This is a genomic window from Pseudoduganella aquatica, assembly GCF_009857595.1.
Lineage (GTDB): Bacteria > Pseudomonadota > Gammaproteobacteria > Burkholderiales > Burkholderiaceae_D > Rugamonas > Rugamonas aquatica_A.
Map to the genome: position 1 here is coordinate 42023 of NZ_WWCU01000025.1, position 22366 is coordinate 64388.

The window sequence follows — 22366 nt, forward strand, 5'->3', positions numbered from 1 at the left end:
GGGAAAGAAGTGTATTTTCAGCACCGATATTGTGCGGCGCACCAAAAGCAGGCGCACAAAGTGCGCATTTGGCGCCGGGCCGGCGCCCTAAAGCGGCTGCAGCACCGGCACGGCGCGCAGGCGCTCCGCCATCAGGTCGACGAAGCTGCGGATGCGGGCCGAACCCTGCCGGCTGTCGCGATGCACGATGCTGACCGGCACACCGGGCGTGGCGTACTCCTCCAGCAGCAGCACCAGCTCGCCCGACGCCAGCAGCGCCTCGGCCTGGTAAGACAGCAGGCGCGTGACGCCAAAACCGCGCCGCACCGCCTCGATCGCCGCGTCGTTGCTGTTGACCACCAGGCGCGGCTTCAAGCGCAGCGACTGCGCGCGGCCCGCCTGCGCAAAGCGCCAGTCCGGCGCACCGCTCGAACCGGACGACGTCACGATCACATGGTCCGCCAGCGCCTCGGGCGCGGACGGGGTGCCGTGTTCCGCCAGATAAGACGGCGCGGCGCAGATCACGCGCCGCACCTGGCCCACGGTGACGGCGCGCAGGCTCGAATCGGGCAGATCGCCGATGCGCACCGCCACATCGATGCCCTCCTCCAGCATATTGGTCACGCGGTCCACAAACATGGCGTTGACCTCCATGCCCGGATAGCGGCGCAGATACTCGACGATGCCGGGCGTGACGTACTGGCGGCCGAACAGCACCGGCGCCGTCACCGACAAGTGGCCGCGCGGGGCGGCGTTGCTGCCGGCGGCGGCCTCGTCGGCCTCGTCCACCTCCGCGATGATGCGGCGCGCATCGTCCAGATAGCGCTGGCCGGCCTCGGTGACGCGCACATGGCGCGTACTGCGGTCCAGCAATCGCACGCCGAGGCGCTCCTCCAGCGCGGCGATGGCGCGCGTGACGGCCGGCGGCGACATCCCCAACCGCCGCGCCCCGCCCGCAAAGCTCTGCTCCTCGCCCACGGCGACAAACACCCCCATCAAATGCAGTCTATCCATCATTTCTCCAAACAAAACCGGGGTCAGTTCTACCATCGCGTCACGGACTCAAGCACGTTAAGGCTGAGTTCGTGACGCGATGGTAGAACTGACCCCGATGGTGACCCCGATGGTGGGGTGCTTAATTTTCGGGAACAGGCCGGGGGCGCGCTCGGAGGCGAAGTCGATGAACTGGCGCACGCGCTGCGGCATCTGGGTGCGCTGCTGGTAGTACATGTAGACGCCGCTGTTGACGGTGACGGTGTGCGGCAGCAGGTGCACCAGGCGGCCGGCGGCGATGTCGGCTTCGGCCATGTAGGCGGCCAGCTGGCCAATGCCGACGCCTTCGCGCACGGCCTGCACTTCGCCCTCCACCGTGTTGAAGCTGGCCACCGTGGGAATGTCTTTGTAGACCGTGCCGCCGTCGATGCGCAGTTCCCACGGCACCAGGCGGCCGGTGTTGGGCTGGCGGAAGCCGGTGCAGCGGTGCGCGGCCAGCTCGTCCACCGTCTGCGGCGCGCCGTGCTTTTCGAGGTAGCGCGGCGCGGCGCAGATGTACAGGCCGATGTCGCCGATGCGGCGCGAGACCAGGTTGCGCTCGGGCGGGTTGCCGCCCCGGAAGCCGACGTCGATCTTGGCGTCGATCAGGTCGGTGAAGTGGTCTTCCAGCAGCAGGTCGAACTGCACGCCGGGATGCAGATCCTGGAAGTCGCGCACCAGCGGGATCAGCATGTGGTTGCCGAAGGAGGTGGGCGCGGCCACCCGTATCACGCCGTCCATGTCCTTGCGGCTGTTGCGCACGTTTTCCAGCGCTTCGTCCAGCAGCCGCAGGCCGGGGCTGGCCAGCTCGAACAGGCGCTCGCCCTCCTCGGTCAGGCTGAGGCTGCGCGTGGTGCGGTGGAACAGGCGCACGCCGAGGCTGTCCTCCAGCTGGCGCACGGCTTTGCTGACGGCCTGCGGCGACAGCCCGGCCTCGGCCGCCGCCTGGCTGAAGCTGCCGGCACGGACCACGGCGATAAACAAAGTGATAACGCGGGAAGTATCCATTTACAACCAGAAGGTGAAAATCAAACGCCTTTATGGTGGCTAGTGTAGCAGAGGCAGGCGGCCTAAACTGGCCTCCATCAACATCCCACCACCTCTCAAGGAGAACAGCATGTCTAAAGTATGGTTTATCACCGGTGCATCGCGCGGCTTCGGCGTCCTGATGGCGAAAGATGCGCTGGCGCGCGGCGACAGCGTGGCCGCCACCGCCCGCAACCCGCAAGCGGTGATCGACGCCATCGGCGCCCATCCCAATCTGCTGGCGCTGCGCCTGGACGTGACGCAGGAGGCGGCCGCCGTGCTGGCCGCGCGCGCCGCCGTGGACCGTTTCGGCCGCATCGACGTGCTGGTGAACAACGCCGGCTACGGCCTGCTGGGCGCGGTCGAGGAGGCCAGCGACGCGGAGGTGCGCGCGCTGTACGACACCAATGTGTTCGGCCTGCTCAACGTCACCCGCGCCGTGCTGCCGCATATGCGCCGGCAGGGCGGCGGCCATGTGATGAATATCTCGTCCGTGGGCGGCTACACGGCCCACGCGGGCTGGGGCGTGTACGGCTCGACCAAGTTCGCGGTGGAGGGCATCAGCGAGGCCATGGCCGAGGAAGTGCGGCCGCTGGGCATCCACGTCACGGTGGTCGAGCCGGGCTATTTCCGCACCGAGTTCCTGGAAGGGAATTCGCTGGTCTCCACCGATGCGCGCCTGGACGACTATGCCGGCACCGTGGGCGCCATGCGCACCTTCGCCGCCAGCGTCAGCCTCAAGCAGCCGGGCGATCCGCGCAAGCTGTCGCTGGCCATCCTGAAGCTGGCCGACAGCGCGCAGCCTCCCGTGCGCCTGATGCTGGGCAGCGACACGGTGCGCATGGTGCGCGAGAAGAACCGCTTCGTGGAGCAGGAACTGGGCGAGTGGATCAGCCTGTCGCTGTCCACCGACCATGACGACGTGCTGCCACAGGCGGCCTGAGGCCACCGCAGCCCCGGCCGCTAGCGGGCAAGCAGATCGGCGCGGGGCGGCGTCCAGGCGGGGACGCCGGCGGGACAGGCGCGTCCGGCGGTCGCCGCCAGGTCCAGCGTGGTGAAGTTGCCGCGCGGCGTGGTGGCGAAGCGCATGTCGCTGGCGGTGGCGCCTGTGATGGCGGGCATGCGCGCGAAACGCAGCCAGGCCGACAGCCAGCAGTTGCCGTCCGCCTGGCTGCGCAGTTCGGCCAGCTTGCCGCTGACCTCGCTATACAGTTCGACGCCCGGAGCGGCGGCGCGGTGCGGCGGCGGGTCCAGCAGGCCCGAGGGGCATTGCTGCGGCGGCAGCCAGCCCGGCGCCAGGCTGACCAGACCGCGCCGCAGGCGGTAGCTGCCAGCCGCTACATTGGATTCGATCGAAACAAAAGCCCAGCACAGCGGCTGCGCCGGAAAAGCGGTCATGGCGACGTCGTGGATGCGCGACTGCGGATCGGCCGCCTGCAGCGCAGCCTGCACGCGCTGTCGCCCCGCCGTGCCGGCCACGCCTTGCGCCGCGACGAAGCCCACGCTGACCAGCAGCGCCAGCGCCATCGCGCGCCGGCTGCGCCGCCGTGCCGCTTTCAGGCAAGCCAGCCCGGCGCCCAGCGCCAGCAAGGCCGCCAGCGACACCGTCCCCAAATAGCCCCGCGCCGCGAAGTAGCACAGCGCGCCCGCCAGCCCGGCCAGCATCAGCCAGCGCAGCCACGGCCGGCCGATCGCCATGATCAGCGGCGCGCCGAACGCCACCCAGAACACCGGTTCGATGATGAAGATCATGTCGCCATAGAACCAGCGTCCGTCGAAGGGATAGAAAGGATGCACGCCATAGGAATTGAGGAAGTCCATGCCGATGTGCAGCAGGAAGCCCAGCACGACCGCCGCGCCCAGCCCGGCGCGCGCGTGCTGGCTGCGCCGCAGCAGCGCCCGCGCATTCGGCCATAGCAGCCATAGCAGCGCCACCAGCAGCAGGGCCTGCGGCACTTCATAAAGCAAGGTGTGCGTGTGGCCGCGATGCTGCAGCAGGTAGCCGAGCGGGTCGGGCAGCAGCCGGGTCAGGAACAGGTCGAGGTCGGGGAAATTGCTGGCGGCGGCGCAGGCGGTGAGCAGCAGGCGGTGCCGCGTGCGCTGGCCTGCTTCGTCCGGTTCGGCGGGCAGGCTGCGCTGCACCAGTTCGCCGACGCCGAGGCCGACGACGGTGTGGGTGATGTTATCCATGCCCCGGATGTTACCCGAACCCGGGGCAGGAAAATGGCTGGCTTACAACTTTTCCACCTACACCACGCTAGCGCTGCACTTCCACGCCGTGCCAGAAGGCGACGTGGTCCTTGATGTGCTGCGCCTTGTCGGACGGGTGGCGGTAGAACCAGGCGGCGTTTTCGTTGACCTTGCCGTCCACCAGCAGATGGTAGTAGTTGGCCTTGCCTTTCCACGGGCAGGTGGTGGTGTGCTCGCTTTCCTGCAGGTATTCCTCGGCCACTTTCCCGATCGGGAAGTAGACGTTGTTCTCCACGATCTGCACTTCGTCGTCATTCGCTTCGGCGATCACTTCGCCGTTCCAGATTGCTTTGGGCATGGCTGCCTCCTGTGGGCTGAATTAACTTTCGACGCGGTCGCGTCCGCTCGCCTTGGCGCGCGCCAGCGCCTGCTCGGCCTGGCGCAGCAGGCTGTCGCCGTCGCTGATGTCCATGTGGTTGAAGGCGCCGACGCCGATGCTGGCCGTGACCGGCAGCAAGCGCCCTGCTTCGCGGTGGATTTGCGCAGCCAGCTTGGCGCGCAGGTTTTCGGCCAGCTTGAGCGCGCCTTCCAGCGGCGTGTTGGGCAGCAGCACGCAGATTTCCTGGCCGCCGTAGCGCCCGGCCAGGTCGATCACGCGCACGTTCTCGCGCACCAGGCGGCCGACGTTGGCCAGCACCAGGTCGCCCGCGTCGCTGCCGTGGCGCTCGTTGACGGCCTTGAAGCCGTCCAGGTCGATAATCAGGGCCGACAGCGGCGTGCGGAAGCGGCGCGTGCGCGCCACTTCAAAGCTCAGCTTGCCCAGCAGGGAGCGGCGGTTGTGCAAGCCTGTCAGCTCGTCGGTGGTGGACAATTCGGCCAGTTCGGCCCGGGCCGCCTGCAGCGCGTGCCGCGCGGCGCGCGCTTCCAGCAGCGCCATGGCCTGCGCGGCAAGGCGGCGCAGGCTGCGCGCCTGCTCGGGACCGAGACGGCCCGGCCTGCTGTCCATCACGCTGAGCGCGCCGATGGCGTAGCCGTCCGGCGCGGTCAGCGCCACGCTGCTGTACATGCGCATATGGGGGGCGGACACCGTCAGCGGCATCTCGGCGGTGCGCGGGTCGGCGCTCAGGTCTTCGATTTCGGTGGCTTGCTGGCCCAGCACGGCCAGCGAGCAGTAGCTTTGCTCGCGCGGCAAGGTGTCCAGCGCCAGGCCGGTGGCGGCTTTCACCCAGGCGCGCCCGGCGTCCACCAGGGTGATGAAGGCGTACGGCACGCCGCACAGCTGCGCGGCCAGTTCGGTCAGGAAGGTGAATTCCTCGCAGGCGGGGGTGTCCAGCACGTGGTAGCGCTGCAGCGCGCTTACGCGGCGCGCGTCGTCCGGCGGAATGGCATAACTGAGTGGGTATATATTCGGGTAAATATTCTCTGCGGCCAGCATGGCGTCCCTTCGTAGCGTCGTTGCGCTTGTCTAGTCTATAAGCTTCGGTGCTACATCGACAAGTTTAGCGCAAAAAAACCGCGAACGGACATCCGCCCCGCCTTTCGGCCGCAGATTGCCCGCCCGGGCTTAGGCCGCGCCGGCCATGATCTGGCGCAGCGCGCGCTCGAACAGCTCGGCGGGCTGGCCGCCGGAGATCAGGTGGCGGTCGTTGATGATGACGGCCGGCACCGAGTTGATGCCCTGGCGCTGGTAGAACTGCTCGGCCGCGCGCACCTCGGCGCCGTAGCTGTCCGAAGCCAGCACGGCGGCGGCGCCGGCCGGGTCCAGGCCCGCCTTGACGGCGGCCGCCTGCAGCACGGCGTGCGCGCTCGGATCTTCGCCTTCGGTGAAGTAGGCGGTGAACAAGGCGTGCTTGAGCGCGCGCTGCTGTTCGGCGCCTTCCAGGCCGGCCCAGTGCAGCAGGCGGTGCGCGTCGAAAGTGTTGTAAATGCGGCTGCGCTTGCCCATGGCGAAGTCGAAGCCGACGTCGGCGCCGCGCTGCCGTATCATGGCGCGCGACTGCTCCTGCTGCTCCGGGGTGGCGCCGTATTTCTGGGTGATGTGTTCGGTGATGTCCTGCCCTTCCGGCCCCATGTTGGGGTTCAGTTCGAAGGGCTGGAAGTGCAGCGTGGGGGCGGCCTCGCCGCCTATGCTGCGCAGCGCGGTTTCCAGCGCGTTCAGGCCGACTGCGCACCAGGGGCAGGAGACGTCGGAAACGAAATCGATTTTGATGGGAGTGGTCATGGCGGCCTCGCGGAAAGTATCCCTGCGATATGGGGCCGCCACGGCCTATTTCAACGCTTACTTCTTCTTGGCGGCGGCCTTGCTGCCGATGCGGCTTTCCTTGCCCGCGATCAGGTTGGAAATATTGGCGCTGTGGCGGAACAGCAGCAGCATGGACATGGCCACCACGGCGATCAGGATGGCATCCACGCCGAACAGCAGGCCGTAGTAGAACGGCGCAAACACGGCGGCGGCCAGCGCGGCCAGCGAGGAGTAGCGGAAGGCGTAGGCCACGATCAGCCAGGTGGCCAGCGTGGCCAGGCCCAGCCAGACGTTCAGCCCCAGCAGCACGCCGGCGGCCGTGGCCACGCCCTTGCCGCCCACGAAGCGGAAGAAGATGGGCCACAGGTGGCCCAGGAACACGGCGATCGCCGTCAGCGCGATGGCGATGTCCTCCACGCCCAGCTGCTCCTGGTAATGCACGGCCAGCCACACCGCCAGCCAGCCCTTGGCGGCGTCGCCGATCAGGGTGGCGATGGCGGCTTTCTTGTTGCCACTTCGCAACACATTGGTCGCGCCCGGGTTCTTGGAACCGTAGGTGCGCGGGTCGGCGATGCCGAACAGCTTGCTGGCCACCACGGCGAAGGAAATCGAGCCCAGCAGGTAGGCGCCCACGGCCATGGCCACTGTTATCAGTGCTGTATTCATACGTTTCTCTCTTTTATTTTTTCATGCTGCCACTGCGGCGGCTGACGACTATACAACAAGCGCCCGGCACTGAGTAGCCTCAGTCGGCCAGCGCGCAGTGCACCGGCTTGGCCGCGATCAGCTCGAGCAGCACCTGCGGCTTGATGCCCACCAGGTAGCCGCGCCGCCCGCCATTGATATAAATCGTATCGAGCGCCAGGATGGACTCCTCGACATACACCGGCAGCGCCTTCTTGGTGCCGAAGGGCGAGGTGCCGCCCACCATGTAGCCGGAATGGCGCTGCGCCACCTCCGGCTTGCACGGCTCGACCGACTTGCAGCCGATGCCGCGCGCCAGGTTCTTGGTCGACACCTTGCAGTCGCCGTGCATGAGCACGATCAGCGGCTTGGCCGCCTCGTCCTGCATCACCAGCGTCTTGACCACCGCGTGCTCATCCACGCCGAGCTCGCGCGCGGACACCGTGGTGCCGCCGTGTTCTTCATATTCGTAAGGGTGTTCGGAGAACGCCACCTTATGCTTGCGCAGCATCTGGGTCGCGGGCGTTTCGGAAATATGCTCTTTTTTGGCCATGCCGTGATACGCTAACCGTTCAATAGGAGTTTCGTTATGCGGGAAGAAATTCGCTTCGCCACGTTCAATGTCTGCAATCTCGCCCCGCCGGGTGCTCAATTGTACGACAACCTGCCGCCGCTTTCTGAGCAGGAATATGAGGCCAAGGTGGAATGGACCGCGCAGCAGCTGGACCAGCTGGATGCCGATGTGGTTGGTTTCCAGGAAATCTTTTCCCAGGCCGCGCTGCGCGACGTGCTGTCGCGCACCCGCAAATACCGCGACGCCATCCACGCCGGCTTCGACCCCGACCCGCACGCCACGCGCCTGACGCCCAATGTGGCGCTGGTGTCGCGCCTGCCGTTGGCGGCGCCGCCCACGGTGTATGCCGAGTTCCCGGCCGGGGTGGTGTCCGACTCCGGCAATCCCGATGCCGACCGCTTCGCGCGCGCGCCGCTGCACGCCCAGGTGGTGCTGCCCAATGAGACCACGGTGGACGTGGTGGTGGTGCACCTGAAGTCGCGCCGCCCCGACTACCGCCGCGACGACTGCGGCGACGATCCGCTGCACTACGCGCTGGCCAATCTGCGCTCGCTGGTGTGGCGCGGCACGGAGGCGGTGGCGCTGCGCGTGCTGCTGAGCAAGGTGATGAAGGACGGCCAGCGGCCCTGCGTGGTCATGGGCGACTTCAACGACACGGCCGACGCCGTCACCACCACCATTGTGCTGGGGGGCAATCCGAACTGCGAGCCGGGCGACGAGCTACGCGGCCGCATGTTCGACTGCGCGCAGATCCAGCAGCGGCAGGACCATCTGCACCACATGGGCTACACCACCGTGCACGAAGGGCATTACAGCACCATAGACCATGTGCTGGTGTCGGAGCAGTTCCACCCGGAGTCGCCGCGCGCCATCGGCGAGGTGTATGACGTGACGTACCTGAACGACCACCTGAGCCAGCAGCGGCCGGAGACCTCGGACCACGGGCAGGTGCTGGTGCGGCTGCGCTTGCGGCGCTAACCCGCCAAAAGCTGCCCCAAAGCGCTGGCCTGCACCTGCGCATCCGCCAGGTAGCCCTGGTACTGGTCGCAGCCCGCGCTGCGCAGGAAATCAAGCTGCTCCTGCGTTTCCACCCCTTCCGCAATGGCCAGCATGTCCAGGCTGCGCGCCATGGCGATCATGGCGCCGATCACAGCGGTATTGCCGTCCAGCGTGGCCACGAAGGACTGGTCTATCTTCAGCTTGTCCACCGGGTAGTCCTTCAGATAGCCCAGGCGCGAATAGCCGGTGCCGAAATCGTCTATGGTCAGCCGCACGCCCAGCCCATGCAGCGCATCCAATGTGCTGCGCGCGGCGTTACCGCCCTTCATGATGATGGCCTCGGTCAGCTCCAGCTCCAGGCTGGCCGGGTCCAGCCCGCTGGCCTCCAGCGCCGCGCGCACGACGGCCAGCAAGTCCTTCTGCGCAAACTGCGCCGCCGACAGGTTGACCGCCACCACCAGGCTGTGCCCGGCGTCGCGCCAGCGCCGCGCAGTGCGGCAGGCCTGCTGCAGCACCCAATTCCCGATCGGCACCATCAAGCCGGCCTCCTCGGCGGCGGCCATGAAGCGCTCCGGGCGCAGCAGGCCCAGCTCGGGGTGGCGCCAGCGCAGCAGCGCCTCCACGCCCACCGCCGCGCCGCTGGCAATGTCCACCTCCGCGTGGAAGGCCAGCTCGAACTGCTGCTCGCGCAAGGCCAGCCGCAAGCCGCTCTCCAGCTGCTCGCGCTCGGCTATCCTGGCGTGCATGTCGGCGTTGAAGAACTTGAAGCCGTTGCGCCCGCTTTCCTTGGCGTGGTACATGGCCACGTCCGCATTGTTGATGAGCTGCTCGATGCCGTCGCCGTCCTCCGGATACAGGCTGATGCCGACCGAGCCGGACACGTGCAGCGCATGCGGCCCCAGCTGGAAAGGCTGGGCGATGGCGCCCAGCACGCTGGCCGCCACGTGCGCGGCCTGGTCCGCGCCGCCGATATCGGCCAGGATGATCAGGAACTCGTCGCCGCCCTGGCGGCTCACCGTGTCGGCGCCGCGCACGCACTTCACCAGCCGCGCCGCCACCTCCTTGAGCAGCTGATCGCCCACCTGGTGGCCCAGCGTGTCGTTGACCTCCTTGAAGCGGTCCAGGTCGATGAACAGGATGGCCAGCATGGTGTGGCTGCGGCGCGCCGACGCCAGCGCCAGGCTGAGCCGGTCCAGCAGCAGCACGCGGTTGGGCAGGTCGGTCAGGAAGTCGTGCTCGGCAAGGTGGCGGGTGTGGTCCGCGTCGCGCTTGCGGTCGGTGATGTCGGACAGCATGCCCATGTAGCTGCTGACCCGGTCCGCGTTGTCGCGGATGGCGGTCAGCGACAGCCAGCCGGGAAACAGTTCGCCGCCCCGCCGGCGGGCGCTGACCTCGCCCTGCCAGTGGCCGTTGGCATCCATTTCCTGCCACACCAGGCGCTGGAAGTCGTGCTCGTCCTCGCCGCTGCGGCGCAGCTGCAAGGGCTGGCCCAGCATGGCCTCGGCCTCGTAGCCGGTGATCTGGGTGAACGAGCGGTTGAGGGCGATGATGCGGCGTTCGCGGTCGGTCAGCACGATGGCGTCGCGGCAGTTCTCGAACACCTGGGCCGCCAGGTGCAGCGTGCGCTCGGCCTGCTTGCGGGCGCTGATGTCGCGCACCACCACGTAGAACAGGTAGCCGTGGTCCAGCGAAATCGAGGTCATCAGCACTTCGGCCCAGAAGGCTTCGCCGGCGCAGTTGAGGAAGCGCCAGTCGTAGCGCAGGCTGCCGCCGCCCTCATCCATGCCGGGCGGCCCCGCCTGCTGCTCGCCGTCCGGCGGCTGCTGCGTGGAAAAATCGCGCAGGCGGTGACCGACCATGCCGTCGCGCTGCGGGCATTTGAACAGCGCCAGCGCGGCCGGGTTCAGGTCGGTCACGCGCTCGCCCTGCAGCATCAGGATGGCGTCGGCGGAGCTCAGGTAGAGCTGGCGGAAATTGGCCCCGGCCGCGCGCAGCGCCTCGTCCTCGATGCGGCGCGCGGTAATGTCGGCGTCGACGCAAAACATCTGCCGCACGGCGCCGTCCTGCGCCACCGGGAACAGCGTGGAATTGACCCACAGGCGGCGTCCGCTCGCCGTATTCACCTGCCAGTCCCGGGCCGGCTTGGCGCGCCCGCTGCGCCAGGCCTCCGCCAGCGCGGCCGCGTGCTCATCGGCCTGCTCGAAGGCCAGCAGGCTGGCCAGCGGCCGGCCCAGCGCGTCGGCGGAGGCGATGCCGTACAGTTCGGCGCAGGCGCTATTCCAGAACAGCACGCAGCCAGCCTCGTCCATGCAGTGCACGGCCACCAGCTGGGACGGCTCAACCGTATCGATCAGGCGGGAGATCAGGTTCAGTGCGTCCGGCACCGCGATGGTGTCGGACGGTGCGGGCAAGGCAGGCCCAGCGTCAGGTTGATGCGGCTCCACGGCGCCCTCGATGCGATGTGCCCGCTTCGGGGCGTAGCATTCATCTTGGCGCGTGCGCGCGGCGCACGTATTGCGCTTTGTCAAACGTGCGCGCCGCCGGCGCCGGGTCGTTGCCGTGATGCATCAGGCCACCCGCCCCCGCGTTTTTGCAACTCAGCCCTGCTTTTCTCCGTTTCGTCGCACTGGCGTGGTGCGGGCTCTTGAAATTACCTAGAGTGGCAACATCCCAATCTGGCCTCCAAGAGACAAAACAATGAAAATCGAGACCTTGCCCCTATCCTCCGCTCCCGCCCAGGCCGCAGCGCGCGGCAAACGCTGGCGCAAGCCTGCCGCAGTGCTGATCGTACTGGCCCTGGCGGGCGGCGGATGGACCGTGATGCAGAGCCGGGCCAAGACGCCCGCTCCGGCCACTGCCGCGGCGCCGGCCAAGGCCGACGCGAAAAAAGGCCCGGAAGTCTACGAACTGGCCGCCGCCGACGTGGCCGCCATCGATGCGCGCGCGCTGGCCGTGAGCTTGCCGCTGTCCGGCTCGCTGGCGCCCGTCAGCCAGGCCACCATCAAGGCCAAGGTGTCCGGCGAAGTGCGCGAGGCGGCCGTGCGCGAAGGCACGCATGTGGCCCAGGGCCAGGTGCTGGCGCGGCTGGACCAGGCCGACCTGCAGGCGCGCCTGACGCAGCAGCAGGCCATGCTGGACGAGGCGCAGGCCAAGCTGGCCATGGCCAGCCGCAACCACGCCAACAGCCAGGCCCTGCTCAAGCAGAACTATATTTCCTCGACGTCCTACGACACCACCGCCAACGGCGTGGAACTGGCGCGCGCCAATGTGAAGTCGGCCAGCGCCATGGTGGACATGGCCCGCATTGCGCTGAACGACAGCGTGATCCGCGCGCCCATGAGCGGCGTCATCTCCAAACGCCATGTGCAGGCGGGCGAAAAAGTCGCGCCTGACATGCCCGTCTACACCATCGTCAACCTGGCCGAGCTGACGCTGGAAGCGCAAGTACCCACGTCCGAGATTCCGCGCGTGAAAACCGGCCAGGACGTGGCGTTCAAGGTGGACGGCTTCCAGCGCGAATTCCACGGCAAGGTGGCGCGCATCAACCCCACCGCCGAGCCCGGCTCGCGCGCCATGCTGGTCTACATTTCCGTCGAGAACAAGGACGGCGCCCTGCTGGGCGGCATGTTCGCCAAGGGCAATATCGTCACCGAACGCTCGGCCGTGATGCCGGTGGTGCCGCTGGCGGCGCTGCGCAGCGACGGCGGCAAGCAGGTGGTGTACCAGGTGGACCAGGGCAAGGTGGTGGCGCAGCCGGTCACGCTGGGCCTGCGCAACGAGGACACCGGCTACGCCGAAGTGACCGGCGGCCTGCAGCAGGGCGCGCAGGTGATCGTGGCCAAGCTGGACGCGGTCAAGCCGGGCGCCAAGGTCAAGCTGGCCGCGCCGGCCGGCGCGGACGCGGCGGCGGCCACGGCAAAGGCCAGCGTGCCGGGCGCGCGGAGCTAAGCCATGTGGATAACCAAAGTCAGCATTAAAAATCCGGTGTTCGCCACCATGGTGATGGTGGCGCTCATGGTGCTGGGCCTGTTCGCCTACAAGCGCCTGGGCGTGGAGAGCATGCCCAACGTCAGCCTGCCCTTCGCCGCCATCGAGATCGAATATCCGGGCGCCTCGCCGGAAGCGGTGGAGAACGACATTACGCGGCCGGTGGAGGACATCGTCAACACCGTCAGCGGCGTGAAGACCATACGCGCCAACTCCTGGGAAGGCCGCGCCGGCGTCTACCTGGAGTTCCAGCTGTCCACCAATATGGACCGCGCCATGCAGGAGCTGCGCGACAAGGTGGCCCTGGTGCGCCCGCGCTTCCCCAAGGAGGCCAAAGACCCCTTCATCGCCCGCGAGGAAGGCGACAATGAACGCCCGGTGGTGACGCTCTCGTTGAGCTCGGACAAGCACAGCCTGCGCGAGCTGTCGACCATGACGGACCAGATCATCAGCAAGCGCTTCCAGAACGTGGCCGGCGTGGGCCAGGTGCGCGTGCTGGGCACCACCAAGCGCCAGGTGCTGATCAGCCTGAAACCCAACGAGATGACCGCGCAGGGCATAGGCGTGGACGAGATCATCCGCGCCATCCAGGCCACCAATGCCAACCTGCCGGCCGGTAACATCAGCCAGCCGGTGACCGAGCAGCTGGTGCGGGTGGAAGGCAAGATCAAGGACGCGCGCGAATTCAACAAAATCATCGTGGCGCGCCGCGCCAACGGCCCGGTCTACCTGGACCAGGTGGCCAGCGTGGTCGACGGCGAGGAGGAAGCGCAATCGTACTCGCGCATCGACGGCAAGCCCGGCATTTCGCTGGAAGTGACCAAGGTGCAGGACGCCAACGTGGTGGTGGTGGGCGAAGGCGTGCGCAAGGCCGCCGAGGCCCTGCAGCAGACGCTGCCGGACGGCGTCCGCCTGCACATCCTCGATTCGCAGTCCGAGCGCGTGCAGAGCCAGCTCGACAACGTGAAGCGCACCATCATCGAAGGCGCGGTGCTGACCATGGTGATCGTGTTCTTCTTCCTCAAGTCCTGGCGCTCGACCATCATCACCGGCCTGACCTTGCCGATCTCCGTCATGGCCAGCTTTATCGCCATGCAGGCCTTCGGCTTCACGCTGAACTTCCTCACGCTGATGGCGCTGTCGCTGTGCATCGGCCTGCTGATCGACGACGCCATCGTGGTGCGCGAGAACATTGTGCGCCACTTCGGCATGGGCAAGGGCCACCACCAGGCGGCCGAGGACGGCACCAACGAGATCGGCCTGGCCGTCATGGCCACCACCTTCGCCATCGTGGCCGTGTTCATCCCGGTGGCGTTTATGGACGGCATTATCGGCCGTTTCTTTCTGCAGTTCGGCATCACCGTGGCGGTGGCCGTGCTGGTGTCGCTGTTCGTCTCCTTCACGCTGGACCCCATGCTGTCGTCCGTGTGGCCGGACCCGGAAGAGAACCGCTTCCGCTACCTGCCGTGGCTGGGCCGCTTCATGGACTGGGTCGAGCGCGGCGTGGACTGGCTGCACGTGGTGTACGGCAAGGTGCTGGCCGCCGCGCTGAACTGGCGCAAGACCACGCTGGCCGCCACCGCCGCCATCTTCGTGGCCAGCCTGATGCTGGTGCCCATGATAGGCGGCGAGATGTTCCCGGAAACCGATGAAGGCTGGGTCAATATGCGCTTCAAGACCCCGGTCGGCTCCAGCCTGGAATACACCAACGACAAGGTCAAGCAGGTGGAAACGGCGCTGAGCGAATTCAAGGAAATCGACAGCATCCTGTCCAACGTGGGCACGCGCGACGGCCGCAACTCGGCCGAGGTGAACCTGAAGCTGACCGACGTGAAGAAAACCCACCGCCGCTCGCAGAAGGCGCTGGAGAAAGCCATCCGCGAACGGCTGGCGCCGATCGCCGGCATCCAGCTGTCGGTGGGCCAGAAGCCTATCTTCATCGCCATCCTGGGCACCGACGAAGGCAAGCTGGACGCCGTGGCGCGCGAGCTGATGGACAAGATGCGCAAGATCAAGGGCGTGGCCGACCTGGAATACAGCCAGGAAGGCGCCAATCCGTCGACCATGATCAAGATTAACCAGGAGCTGGCCAGCGACCTCGGCTTGTCGGTGCAGCAGGTGGGCGCGGCGCTGCGGCCTTTCGTGGCGGGCGAGAAAGTCAGCCACTGGCTGGCCTCGGACGGCCAGAACTACGAGATCAATGTGCAGCTGCCCAAGTCCGGCCGCCAGCGCGTGATGGACCTGGCCGACCTGTCCATCGCGTCCAGCCGCCTGAACGCGGACGGCTCGCCGCGCATGGTGCCGCTGCGCCAGGTGGTGGAGTTCATCCCCTCGTCCAGCCCGCAGGTGCTCAAGCGCCAGGCGCTGCAGCGCCGCGTGGCGGTCTACGCCGGCGTGGAAGGCCGTCCCGGCGGCGACGTGGACGCCGACGTGCAGAAGGCCATCAAGTCCATCACCCTGCCGCCCGGCGTGCGCTTCGACGTGGCCGGCAACGCGCAGCAGATGCAGGAAACCATGGGCGGCGCCGTCACCGCGCTGGGCGTGGCGGTGATCTTCATCTACCTGGTGCTGGCCTCGCAGTTCGGCAGCTTCCTGCAGCCGGTCGCCATCATGACCTCGCTGCCGCTGTCGCTGATCGGCGTGCTGCTGGCGCTGCTCATTACCGGCAGCACCTTGAACATCTTCTCGGTGATCGGCTTTATCATGCTGATGGGCCTGGTGACCAAGAACGCGATCTTGCTGGTGGACTTCACCAACCACGGCCAGAAGGAAGGCCTGGACCAGCGCGCCGCCATCATGCAGGCCGGCCAGGTGCGCCTGCGCCCCATCATGATGACCACGCTGGCCATGATCTTCGGCATGCTGCCCATGGCCATCGGCCTGGGCGACGGCGGCGAAACGCAAGCGCCCATGGGCCGCGCCGTGATCGGCGGCGTCATCACCTCCACCCTGCTGACGCTGGTGGTGGTGCCGGTGGCCTACACCTATCTCGACACGCTGGGCAAGCGCTGCGCGCGCTGGCTGGGCGGCAAGCAGGAAGCCGCCACCGCCGCCGCCGTGGCGGAACAACTCCACCCCTCGAAAAAGACCGCTTGATGAAAAAAACCGTATTGGGCGCGCTGGCCGCGCTGCTGTTGTCGCCTTGCGCCACGGGCGCCTTCGCCGCCGAACCGGCCGAGCCCGCCAAAGCGCAGTCCAAGGAGCCGCCGCCGGTGGTGATCCAGGGCATCCGCAATCCCGAGCTGAAGACCTACCGCGTGATGGCGGCGGGGCTGGACGCCTTCGACGACTACCACACGCTGGCGCCCGCCGCGCCGGAAGTGCGCTTCAGGCTGCGCGCGCGCAGCGGCGCCAAGAATGTGGAAATGGAAAACCTGGCCATCCGCGTTGCAGGCGACAGCGTTTCCATCCATCTGCCGGTGGCGGCCGACCATACCTTCTCGCTGCCGCGCAGCGAGGAGGCGCGCCGGGAGAACGCGGACCTGCTGCTGAACAAGCCGAAAGGCGGCTACCGCTGGGAGCCGGACATCCACAGCGCCGGCGTGCCGCAAGGCATGCGGCGGCTGGGCGACCTGCGGCTCGAATGCAAGGTGCTGGTGGCCACGGCCAAGGAGGAAATCGGATTCTGGTTCACCAGCCTGGTCAACACCATACTGCTGACGACGGACTGGTGCGGGCATGAAAAAATCAAGCTGCACAAGGTGACGCAGCGGGCAGTCGCCAGCGCCACGCTGCTGCATGGCGAACAGCGGGTGCCGCTCCAGCTGAGCAGCGACGGCATGGGCTACCTGCCGCCGCTGGGGGAGAAGATCTATCTGGATGACGAACTGATCGAGATCCAGTTCGTGGAGGCGCAGGAACCGAAGCCAGCCGCGTAAGCGCAGGCATGGCGGGTTACGCCGCTGCGCGGCTAACCCGCCCTACGCATGACGATTTTCCGGTCATGCTTGCACGGCGTAGGGCGGGTTAGCGGGCCGCTTGCGGCACGCGTAACCCGCCACCGTCCTTATTTCAGCGTCAGCGCCACCACGGCGCTGCTCGCGGTGCCGTAGGTGTTGGTGATGACCACGTCATAGGTGGACGCGTCCGCGCTGGTGACGTTGCTCAGCGTGTAGCTGGCCGAGTTGGCGCCGGTGATGTTGGTGCCGGCCTTGCGCCACTGGTAGCCCAGGGTGTCGCTGCCGGTAGCCACCACGGTGAAGGTCACCGAGCCGCCCGCCGCCACGCTTTGCGCGACCGGCTGCGTGGTGATGGCGGGTAGTATGCCCACCACCAGCGTCGCCGCCGTGCTGGTGACGCTGCCGACCTTGTTGGACACGATCACGTCGTACACGCCCGCGCGGGCCGCGATCAGCGGGCTGAAGGTGAATTTCTGCGCGGTGATGTCCGGCAGTACCACGCCGTCCTTGCGCCAGGTGTATTTCAGGTTGCCGCCGGTGGCCACCACGCTGAAGCTGGCGTCGCTGCCGGCGCCGGCGGTCACGGAAGCCGGCTGGGTGGTGATGACGGGCTGGGTTTCCGCCTCGGTGGAATCGCCGCCGCTGCCGCCGCAGGCAACCAGGGCCACGGCCATTGCGCAGGCCGACAGGTGAAGCACATACTTTTTCATAGGGGTTCCCGCTGGAATGAAGTCAGCGAGAGTATAGGACCGCCGCAATGCCTGACGACACTAGTTGCTGTAAATTTAAGAAATAAAGTGTATCAGAACGTAACAGCGGCGCGGGCGTCCTTATTCCTGTCCGGGCGCCGGCGGGGCTGGCGCAGCGTCATCGTCCTCGTCCGCCGCCTCGCCCTGCTCGCCTTCCGGCCTGTTCTTGGCTTCCAGCTTGCGCCTGGCCTTTTCCTCGTTCTTCTTTTTCTTCTCCAGCTCCCGTTGGCGTTTTTCGTACTGGAAATTTGTCTTAGCCATTTGCACCTCTCCCATGTTGCGAACTATGTTTGTTCAGCTACATTATGACGCAGATGCGGCGCGCGCAAATATTTCAGCCGCGGGGATGATGTTGCGCATGCAAATGCTTCAAACGCTCGCGCGCCACGTGGGTGTAGATTTGCGTGGTGGAGATGTCGGCATGGCCCAGCAGCAGCTGCACCACGCGCAGGTCGGCGCCATGGTTGAGCAAATGCGTGGCGAACGCGTGGCGCATGGTGTGCGGCGACAGCGGCGAGGTAATGCCGGCCTTGTGGGCGTGCTTTTTGATAATCACCCAGAACATCTGGCGCGTCATCGGCCCGCCGCGTCCGGTCACGAACAGCGCGTCGTCCTGCTGGCCGTCCAGGATGGCCCAGCGCGCCTCCTTCATATAGCGTTCTATCCACTGGCGCGCCTGGCCGCCGAACGGCACCAGCCGCGTCTTGCCGCCCTTGCCGGTAATGCGCAGCACGCCGTCGTTCAGGCTCAGCTCGAAGGTCTTCAGCGCCACCAGTTCGGACACCCGCAAGCCGCTGGCGTACATCAGCTCCAGCATGGTGCGTTCGCGCAGGCCCAGCGGGGTGCGCGTGTCGGGCGCGGCCAGCAAGGCCTCCACCTGGGCTTCGCTCAGCGTATGCACGAAGCGCTGCGCCTGCTTGGCCGAGGCCAGCTTCAGGCACGGATCGGCCGCCACCAGCTTCTGCCGCAGCGCATACTGGTAATAGCGTTTCAGCACTGACAAGCGGCGGTTGGAGGAGCTGGCCTTGGTGTCCTCGTGGCGCGCGCTGAAATAGGCGTCGATATCGTGCGTGGCCACCGCGTTCAGGCCGGCCACGTCCGGCCGCGCCACCTCCAGCCAGCGCGCGAACAGGCGCAGGTCGCGGCGGTAGGCGTCCAGCGAGTTCTTGGCCAGGCCGTCCTCCAGCCACAGCGCGTCGCAGAACTCGTCGATCAGAGCAGCGTTGTCTGTTGCCATGCGTATTCGCTATGCCCTTCGTGCGCCAGCAGCCAGCGCTTCACGTTCAGGTGGAAGCCGTTGGCGTCGTCGTGGTGGGCGAAGCCGCCCAGGCCGTTGGCGCCCGTCACGCGATGGCAGGGCACCACCAGCGGGAACCAGTTGGCGCCGCAAGCCTGGCCCACGGCGCGCGGCGCCGATTCCAGGAACTTGGCCAGTTCGCCGTAGGTGCGCACCTGGCCGCGCGGAATGCTGTTGATGGCGCCCCACACGCGGCGCTGGAAGGCGCTGCCGACGGTCGCCAGCGGCAGGCTGAAAGGAAAGTCGGCGTCGGCGCAGTAGCGCAGGATCTGCTCGGCGGCCAGCGCCGCCACCGCGTCCTCGGCGTCCTTCTCGGCGTAGCCGGCCGGCAGGTAGACCAATTCGGTCACCAGCGCGCCGCCGGTGCGCACGCCCATGGCGCCGAACGGCGTGGCGACGACGGCGTTAAAAATATGGCTACTCTGTTGTTTATCCATCACAATTGTCTGGCTGATTGTTGCATCAATACTACACCACCAAAATGGGGCGGAGCAAAAAAAAAGCGCACTATAAGAGTGCGCTTTCAATCCTGCTGTCACGGAACCGGCCGTTTGGCGTCGACGTAGCTCACTTGTGGCGGCCTTCGTCAATCTTCCAACGACATACTGTGAACCGTGTGTCTCCTCAATGTATATGCGGCATGCGTGCCGTTTTTTTATTTACTCTCCCCACTAAACTTCATGTTCTTGCTACCAGACCAGATATCGTTATTTGTTTTGTTTGCCTCTGGAGCGAAGCAATCATAACTGATCCACTTCGCTTTTTGCTCATTTTTTTGAGCCATGAATTTTTTTAGTTTAGGAGTAAATTAAGTTAGGCAACCACAGCGAAATTTGTGGTACGTAGGTCACCAGCACCAGGAATCCCAGCATGGTAAGCAGCCACGGCCACACCGCCACGGTCAATTCCGTAATCCCCATTTTGGTGATTCCGGACGCCACATACAGGTTCAGGCCGACCGGCGGATGGCACATGCCCACTTCCATATTGACAACGATCAGGATACCGAAGTGAACCGGATCGATGCCCAGCTTCATCGCCACCGGGAACAGGATGGGCGCCATGATCAGCACGATGGACGACGGCTCCATCACATTACCCGCCAGCAGCAGCAGGATGTTGACCACCAGCAGGAAGCTGACCACGCCCAGGCCCTGGCCCGTGATCCACTCCGCCATCGCCTGCGGGATGTTTTCGCTGGTCATCAGGAAGGAGAACAGCACCGCGTTGGTGATGATGTAGAGCAGCATGGCCGACATGGCCGCCGAATCCAGCAGCACCTTGCCCACCTGCTTGAGCCTCAGGTCCTTGTAGACGAACACGGCGATCACGAAGGCGTACACGGCTGCCATGGCGGCCGCTTCGGTCGGCGTGAACGCGCCGCTGTAGATGCCGCCCATCACGATGACGATCAGCAGCAGGCCCCAGGCACTCTTGCGGAAGGTGACCCAGCGCTCGCCCCAGCTGGCCTTGGGCATGCGCGGATAGTTGTGCTTCTTGGCCAGGAACCAGGTGGTCACGCCCAGCAGGAAGGCCAGCATGATGCCGGGGATAACGCCGGCCATGAACAGCTTGCCCACCGAGGTGTTGGTGGTGACCGAATACATCACCATCACGATGGACGGCGGGATCAGGATGCCCAGCGCGCCGGAGGTGGTGATGACGCCCGCGCCGAAGCCTTTCGGATAGCCCTGGCGCACCATGGCCGGCAGGATGATGGAGCCGATCGCCACCACGGTGGCCGGCGAGGAGCCGGACACGGCCGCGAACAGCGCGCAGGCCAGCACGCCGGCCAGGGCCAGGCCGCCGTGCCAGTGCCCCACCATGGAGCTGGCGAAGTTGATCATGCGCCGCGCCACCCCGCCGTGGGTCAGGAAGTTGCCCGCCAAAATAAAGAACGGGATGGCCATGATCTCGAATTTCTCGATGCCGGTGAACAGCTTCAGCGCCACCGATTCGATCGGCACCGAGGTCATGGTAAACAGGAAGGTCAGCACCGTCAGGCCGAGCGAGATGGAGATCGGCATGCCGGTCAACATCAGCGCCAGCAGCAGCACGAAGATAATCATGGCGTTCATGCTTTGGCTCCTTTTTCTTCAGCCGTCAGTTCGTCTTCCAGGCCCTCGACATGCGAGTGGTCGTGTTTCGGCAGATGGCCGGTGCGCAGGAAGGCCACCGTCACTTGCAGGAAGCGGAAGCACATCAGATAGGAACCCAGCGGCACGGCCAGGTAGACCAGCCACATCGGCACTTCCAGGTCGGCCGAGGTCTGGTCGGTGTGGCCGATTTCCCACACAAAACTGGCGCCCAGCGTGCCCACGATGCCGGTGAAGGCGGCGCCGGCCAGCAGGCCGAACACCACGAACTTGTTGCGCCATGGCGTGCTCATGCGGTTGATGATGACGTCCACGCCGACGTGGATGCCGGTGCGCACGCCGTAGGCGGCGCCGAACTTGGCCATCCACACGAACATGTAGATGCACAGCTCTTGCGCCCAGCTGGTGTTAATTTGGATCAGGGCGTCTTGCAGGCCGGGAATGGGTAGGCCCGCCAGGTAGCGGTGCACCACCGCCACGAAGATAATGACGGTGGCCAGACCCATCAGGGTCGCAATGATCCATTCTTCCAGGTGGTCCAGGAATTTCATGGTCGATATCTTTCCAAAGAAAGAGGGATAGAAAAATGCGGGACGGCAGGACGCCGCCCCGCTACAGCCGGCTTACTTGGCGGCTTCTTTGTTGATGGCCTGGATCAGATCCTTGCCGATGCGGCCTTCCATGTCCTTCTGGACCGGCAGCAGCGCCTTGCGCCATTCGGCTTGTTCCTTGGCGCTCAGGTTGTAGATCTCGGTCTTGCCGGCCTTCTTGATGGCGTCCATGGCCAGGTCGTTGTCGCGCTGGGCGATGGCTTTTTCAAACGTGGTGGCGTCGCGCATCGCGGTTTCCAGCGAGGTGCGGATGTCCGCCGGCAGGCCGTCCCAGAACTTCTTGTTCACGATGACGGCATAGCCCAGGTAGCCGTGGTTGGACACGGTCACATGCTTCTGCACCTCGTGCATCTTTTGGGTGTACATATTCGACGGCGGATTCTCGGTGCCGTCCACCACGCCGGTCTGCAGCGCCTGGTACACCTCGGAGAAGGCCAGCACCTGCGGATTGGCGCCCAGCGTGCGCATCTGCGCGTCCAGCACCTTGGACGACTGGATGCGCATCTTCAGGCCCTTGAAGTCGGCCGGGGTGCGCAGCGGCTTGTTGGCCGACATCACCTTGAAGCCGTTGTCCCAGTAAGCCAGGCCGGTGATGCCCTTGCTTTCCAGCTTCTTCAGCAGGCCCTTGCCGATCGGACCTTCGGTCACGTTGTACAGCGCGGTCTTGGTGGGGAAGATGTAAGGCAGGTCGAAGGCTTCGAATTCCTTCACGCCCAGCGGGCCGAACTTGGCCAGCGACGGCGCCAGCATCTGCACCGCGCCCAGCTGCAGCGCTTCCAGTTCTTCCTTGTCCTTGTACAGCTGGCTGTTCGGGTAGAGCTCCACCTTCACGCGGCCGTTGGTGGCCTTCTCGGCCAGCTGCTTGAAGCGCTCGGCGGCCTGGCCCTTGGGCGTGTCGGTCGCCACCACGTGGCTGAACTTGATGACGATGGGGGCTTGCGCGTAGGCGCTGAAGCTGGCGATGGCGCACAAGGCGGCCAGGGTGGCTTTCAATTTCATGT

The 22366-nt window shown here is 66.1% G+C and carries 21 protein-coding genes; 5 read left to right on the forward strand and 16 right to left on the reverse strand.

Going from position 1 to position 22366, the window contains the following annotated elements; all coding sequences use genetic code 11:
* Window positions 1-87: 87 nt before the first annotated feature.
* Window positions 88-996: a LysR family transcriptional regulator gene (locus tag GTP77_RS20035; protein ID WP_308807759.1), complete on the reverse strand. Its 909-nt coding sequence runs from the start codon at window positions 994-996 to the stop codon at window positions 88-90.
* 54 nt (window positions 997-1050) lie between these two features.
* Complete coding sequence (locus tag GTP77_RS20040; protein WP_161073918.1) at window positions 1051-2019, reverse strand: LysR family transcriptional regulator; 969 nt, start codon at window positions 2017-2019, stop codon at window positions 1051-1053.
* A gap of 109 nt (window positions 2020-2128) precedes the next feature.
* On the opposite strand from GTP77_RS20040, the gene GTP77_RS20045 reads away from it, so the two are divergent.
* On the forward strand, window positions 2129-2980 hold the full coding sequence (locus GTP77_RS20045) for an oxidoreductase (RefSeq protein WP_161073919.1): 852 nt from the start codon (window positions 2129-2131) through the stop codon (window positions 2978-2980).
* Between the two features lie 20 nt (window positions 2981-3000).
* Here the strand turns inward: GTP77_RS20045 and GTP77_RS20050 are convergent, their stop codons facing one another.
* From GTP77_RS20050 to ybaK, 6 genes are all read right to left on the reverse strand, one after another.
* A complete protein-coding gene (locus GTP77_RS20050) occupies window positions 3001-4227 on the reverse strand; it encodes a metal-dependent hydrolase (RefSeq protein ID WP_161073920.1) in 1227 nt (408 codons plus the stop codon).
* A gap of 67 nt (window positions 4228-4294) precedes the next feature.
* Entirely contained in the window at window positions 4295-4585 is a 291-nt protein-coding gene (locus tag GTP77_RS20055; RefSeq protein ID WP_161073921.1) for a DUF427 domain-containing protein, read from the reverse strand.
* 21 nt (window positions 4586-4606) lie between these two features.
* Window positions 4607-5662, reverse strand: a complete 1056-nt coding sequence (locus GTP77_RS20060; protein WP_161073922.1) for a sensor domain-containing diguanylate cyclase — start codon at window positions 5660-5662, stop codon at window positions 4607-4609.
* A gap of 129 nt (window positions 5663-5791) precedes the next feature.
* Entirely contained in the window at window positions 5792-6448 is a 657-nt protein-coding gene (locus GTP77_RS20065) for a DsbA family oxidoreductase (protein WP_161073923.1), read from the reverse strand.
* Between the two features lie 57 nt (window positions 6449-6505).
* Window positions 6506-7135, reverse strand: a complete 630-nt coding sequence (gene plsY, locus GTP77_RS20070) for a glycerol-3-phosphate 1-O-acyltransferase PlsY (protein WP_161073924.1) — start codon at window positions 7133-7135, stop codon at window positions 6506-6508.
* Window positions 7136-7214: 79 nt separating this feature from the next.
* Complete coding sequence (ybaK, locus tag GTP77_RS20075; RefSeq protein ID WP_161073925.1) at window positions 7215-7706, reverse strand: Cys-tRNA(Pro) deacylase; 492 nt, start codon at window positions 7704-7706, stop codon at window positions 7215-7217.
* A 36-nt stretch (window positions 7707-7742) separates the two neighbouring features.
* Between ybaK and GTP77_RS20080 the strand changes: the two genes are divergently transcribed.
* Window positions 7743-8705, forward strand: coding sequence for an endonuclease/exonuclease/phosphatase family protein (locus GTP77_RS20080; RefSeq protein WP_161073926.1), 963 nt, complete (start codon window positions 7743-7745; stop codon window positions 8703-8705).
* Here GTP77_RS20080 and GTP77_RS20085 read toward each other — a convergent pair.
* Window positions 8702-11137: a sensor domain-containing protein gene (locus GTP77_RS20085; RefSeq protein ID WP_229202269.1), complete on the reverse strand. Its 2436-nt coding sequence runs from the start codon at window positions 11135-11137 to the stop codon at window positions 8702-8704. The genes GTP77_RS20080 and GTP77_RS20085 overlap by 4 nt on opposite strands.
* A gap of 286 nt (window positions 11138-11423) precedes the next feature.
* Between GTP77_RS20085 and GTP77_RS20090 the strand changes: the two genes are divergently transcribed.
* From GTP77_RS20090 to GTP77_RS20100, 3 genes are read left to right on the forward strand one after another with little or no spacing between them, the layout of a single operon-like run.
* The gene (locus GTP77_RS20090) at window positions 11424-12674 is read left to right on the forward strand and encodes an efflux RND transporter periplasmic adaptor subunit (RefSeq protein ID WP_161073927.1); all 1251 of its coding nucleotides are present in this window, start codon (window positions 11424-11426) and stop codon (window positions 12672-12674) included.
* A 3-nt stretch (window positions 12675-12677) separates the two neighbouring features.
* On the forward strand, window positions 12678-15809 hold the full coding sequence (locus GTP77_RS20095; protein WP_161073928.1) for an efflux RND transporter permease subunit: 3132 nt from the start codon (window positions 12678-12680) through the stop codon (window positions 15807-15809).
* On the forward strand, window positions 15809-16591 hold the full coding sequence (locus tag GTP77_RS20100) for a hypothetical protein (protein WP_161073929.1): 783 nt from the start codon (window positions 15809-15811) through the stop codon (window positions 16589-16591). Before GTP77_RS20095 ends, GTP77_RS20100 begins: the two co-directional genes overlap by 1 nt.
* 128 nt (window positions 16592-16719) lie before the next feature.
* Here the strand turns inward: GTP77_RS20100 and GTP77_RS20105 are convergent, their stop codons facing one another.
* From GTP77_RS20105 to GTP77_RS20135, 7 genes are all read right to left on the reverse strand, one after another.
* Complete coding sequence (locus tag GTP77_RS20105; RefSeq protein ID WP_161073930.1) at window positions 16720-17322, reverse strand: immunoglobulin domain-containing protein; 603 nt, start codon at window positions 17320-17322, stop codon at window positions 16720-16722.
* A gap of 120 nt (window positions 17323-17442) precedes the next feature.
* On the reverse strand, window positions 17443-17622 hold the full coding sequence (locus GTP77_RS20110; protein WP_161073931.1) for a hypothetical protein: 180 nt from the start codon (window positions 17620-17622) through the stop codon (window positions 17443-17445).
* A gap of 73 nt (window positions 17623-17695) precedes the next feature.
* Window positions 17696-18598, reverse strand: a complete 903-nt coding sequence (xerD, locus tag GTP77_RS20115; protein WP_161073932.1) for a site-specific tyrosine recombinase XerD — start codon at window positions 18596-18598, stop codon at window positions 17696-17698.
* Window positions 18574-19095 carry a methylated-DNA--[protein]-cysteine S-methyltransferase gene (locus tag GTP77_RS20120; RefSeq protein WP_161073933.1) on the reverse strand — a complete coding sequence of 174 codons (522 nt, stop codon included), beginning with the start codon at window positions 19093-19095 and terminating at the stop codon, window positions 18574-18576. The genes xerD and GTP77_RS20120 overlap by 25 nt, the downstream gene beginning before the upstream one ends.
* A gap of 360 nt (window positions 19096-19455) precedes the next feature.
* Window positions 19456-20736, reverse strand: coding sequence for a TRAP transporter large permease (locus GTP77_RS20125; protein WP_161073934.1), 1281 nt, complete (start codon window positions 20734-20736; stop codon window positions 19456-19458).
* Window positions 20733-21305 carry a TRAP transporter small permease gene (locus tag GTP77_RS20130; protein ID WP_161073935.1) on the reverse strand — a complete coding sequence of 191 codons (573 nt, stop codon included), beginning with the start codon at window positions 21303-21305 and terminating at the stop codon, window positions 20733-20735. The genes GTP77_RS20125 and GTP77_RS20130 overlap by 4 nt, the downstream gene beginning before the upstream one ends.
* A 72-nt stretch (window positions 21306-21377) precedes the next feature.
* Window positions 21378-22364 carry a TRAP transporter substrate-binding protein gene (locus tag GTP77_RS20135; RefSeq protein ID WP_161073936.1) on the reverse strand — a complete coding sequence of 329 codons (987 nt, stop codon included), beginning with the start codon at window positions 22362-22364 and terminating at the stop codon, window positions 21378-21380.
* Between the last annotated feature and the right edge of the window lie 2 nt (window positions 22365-22366).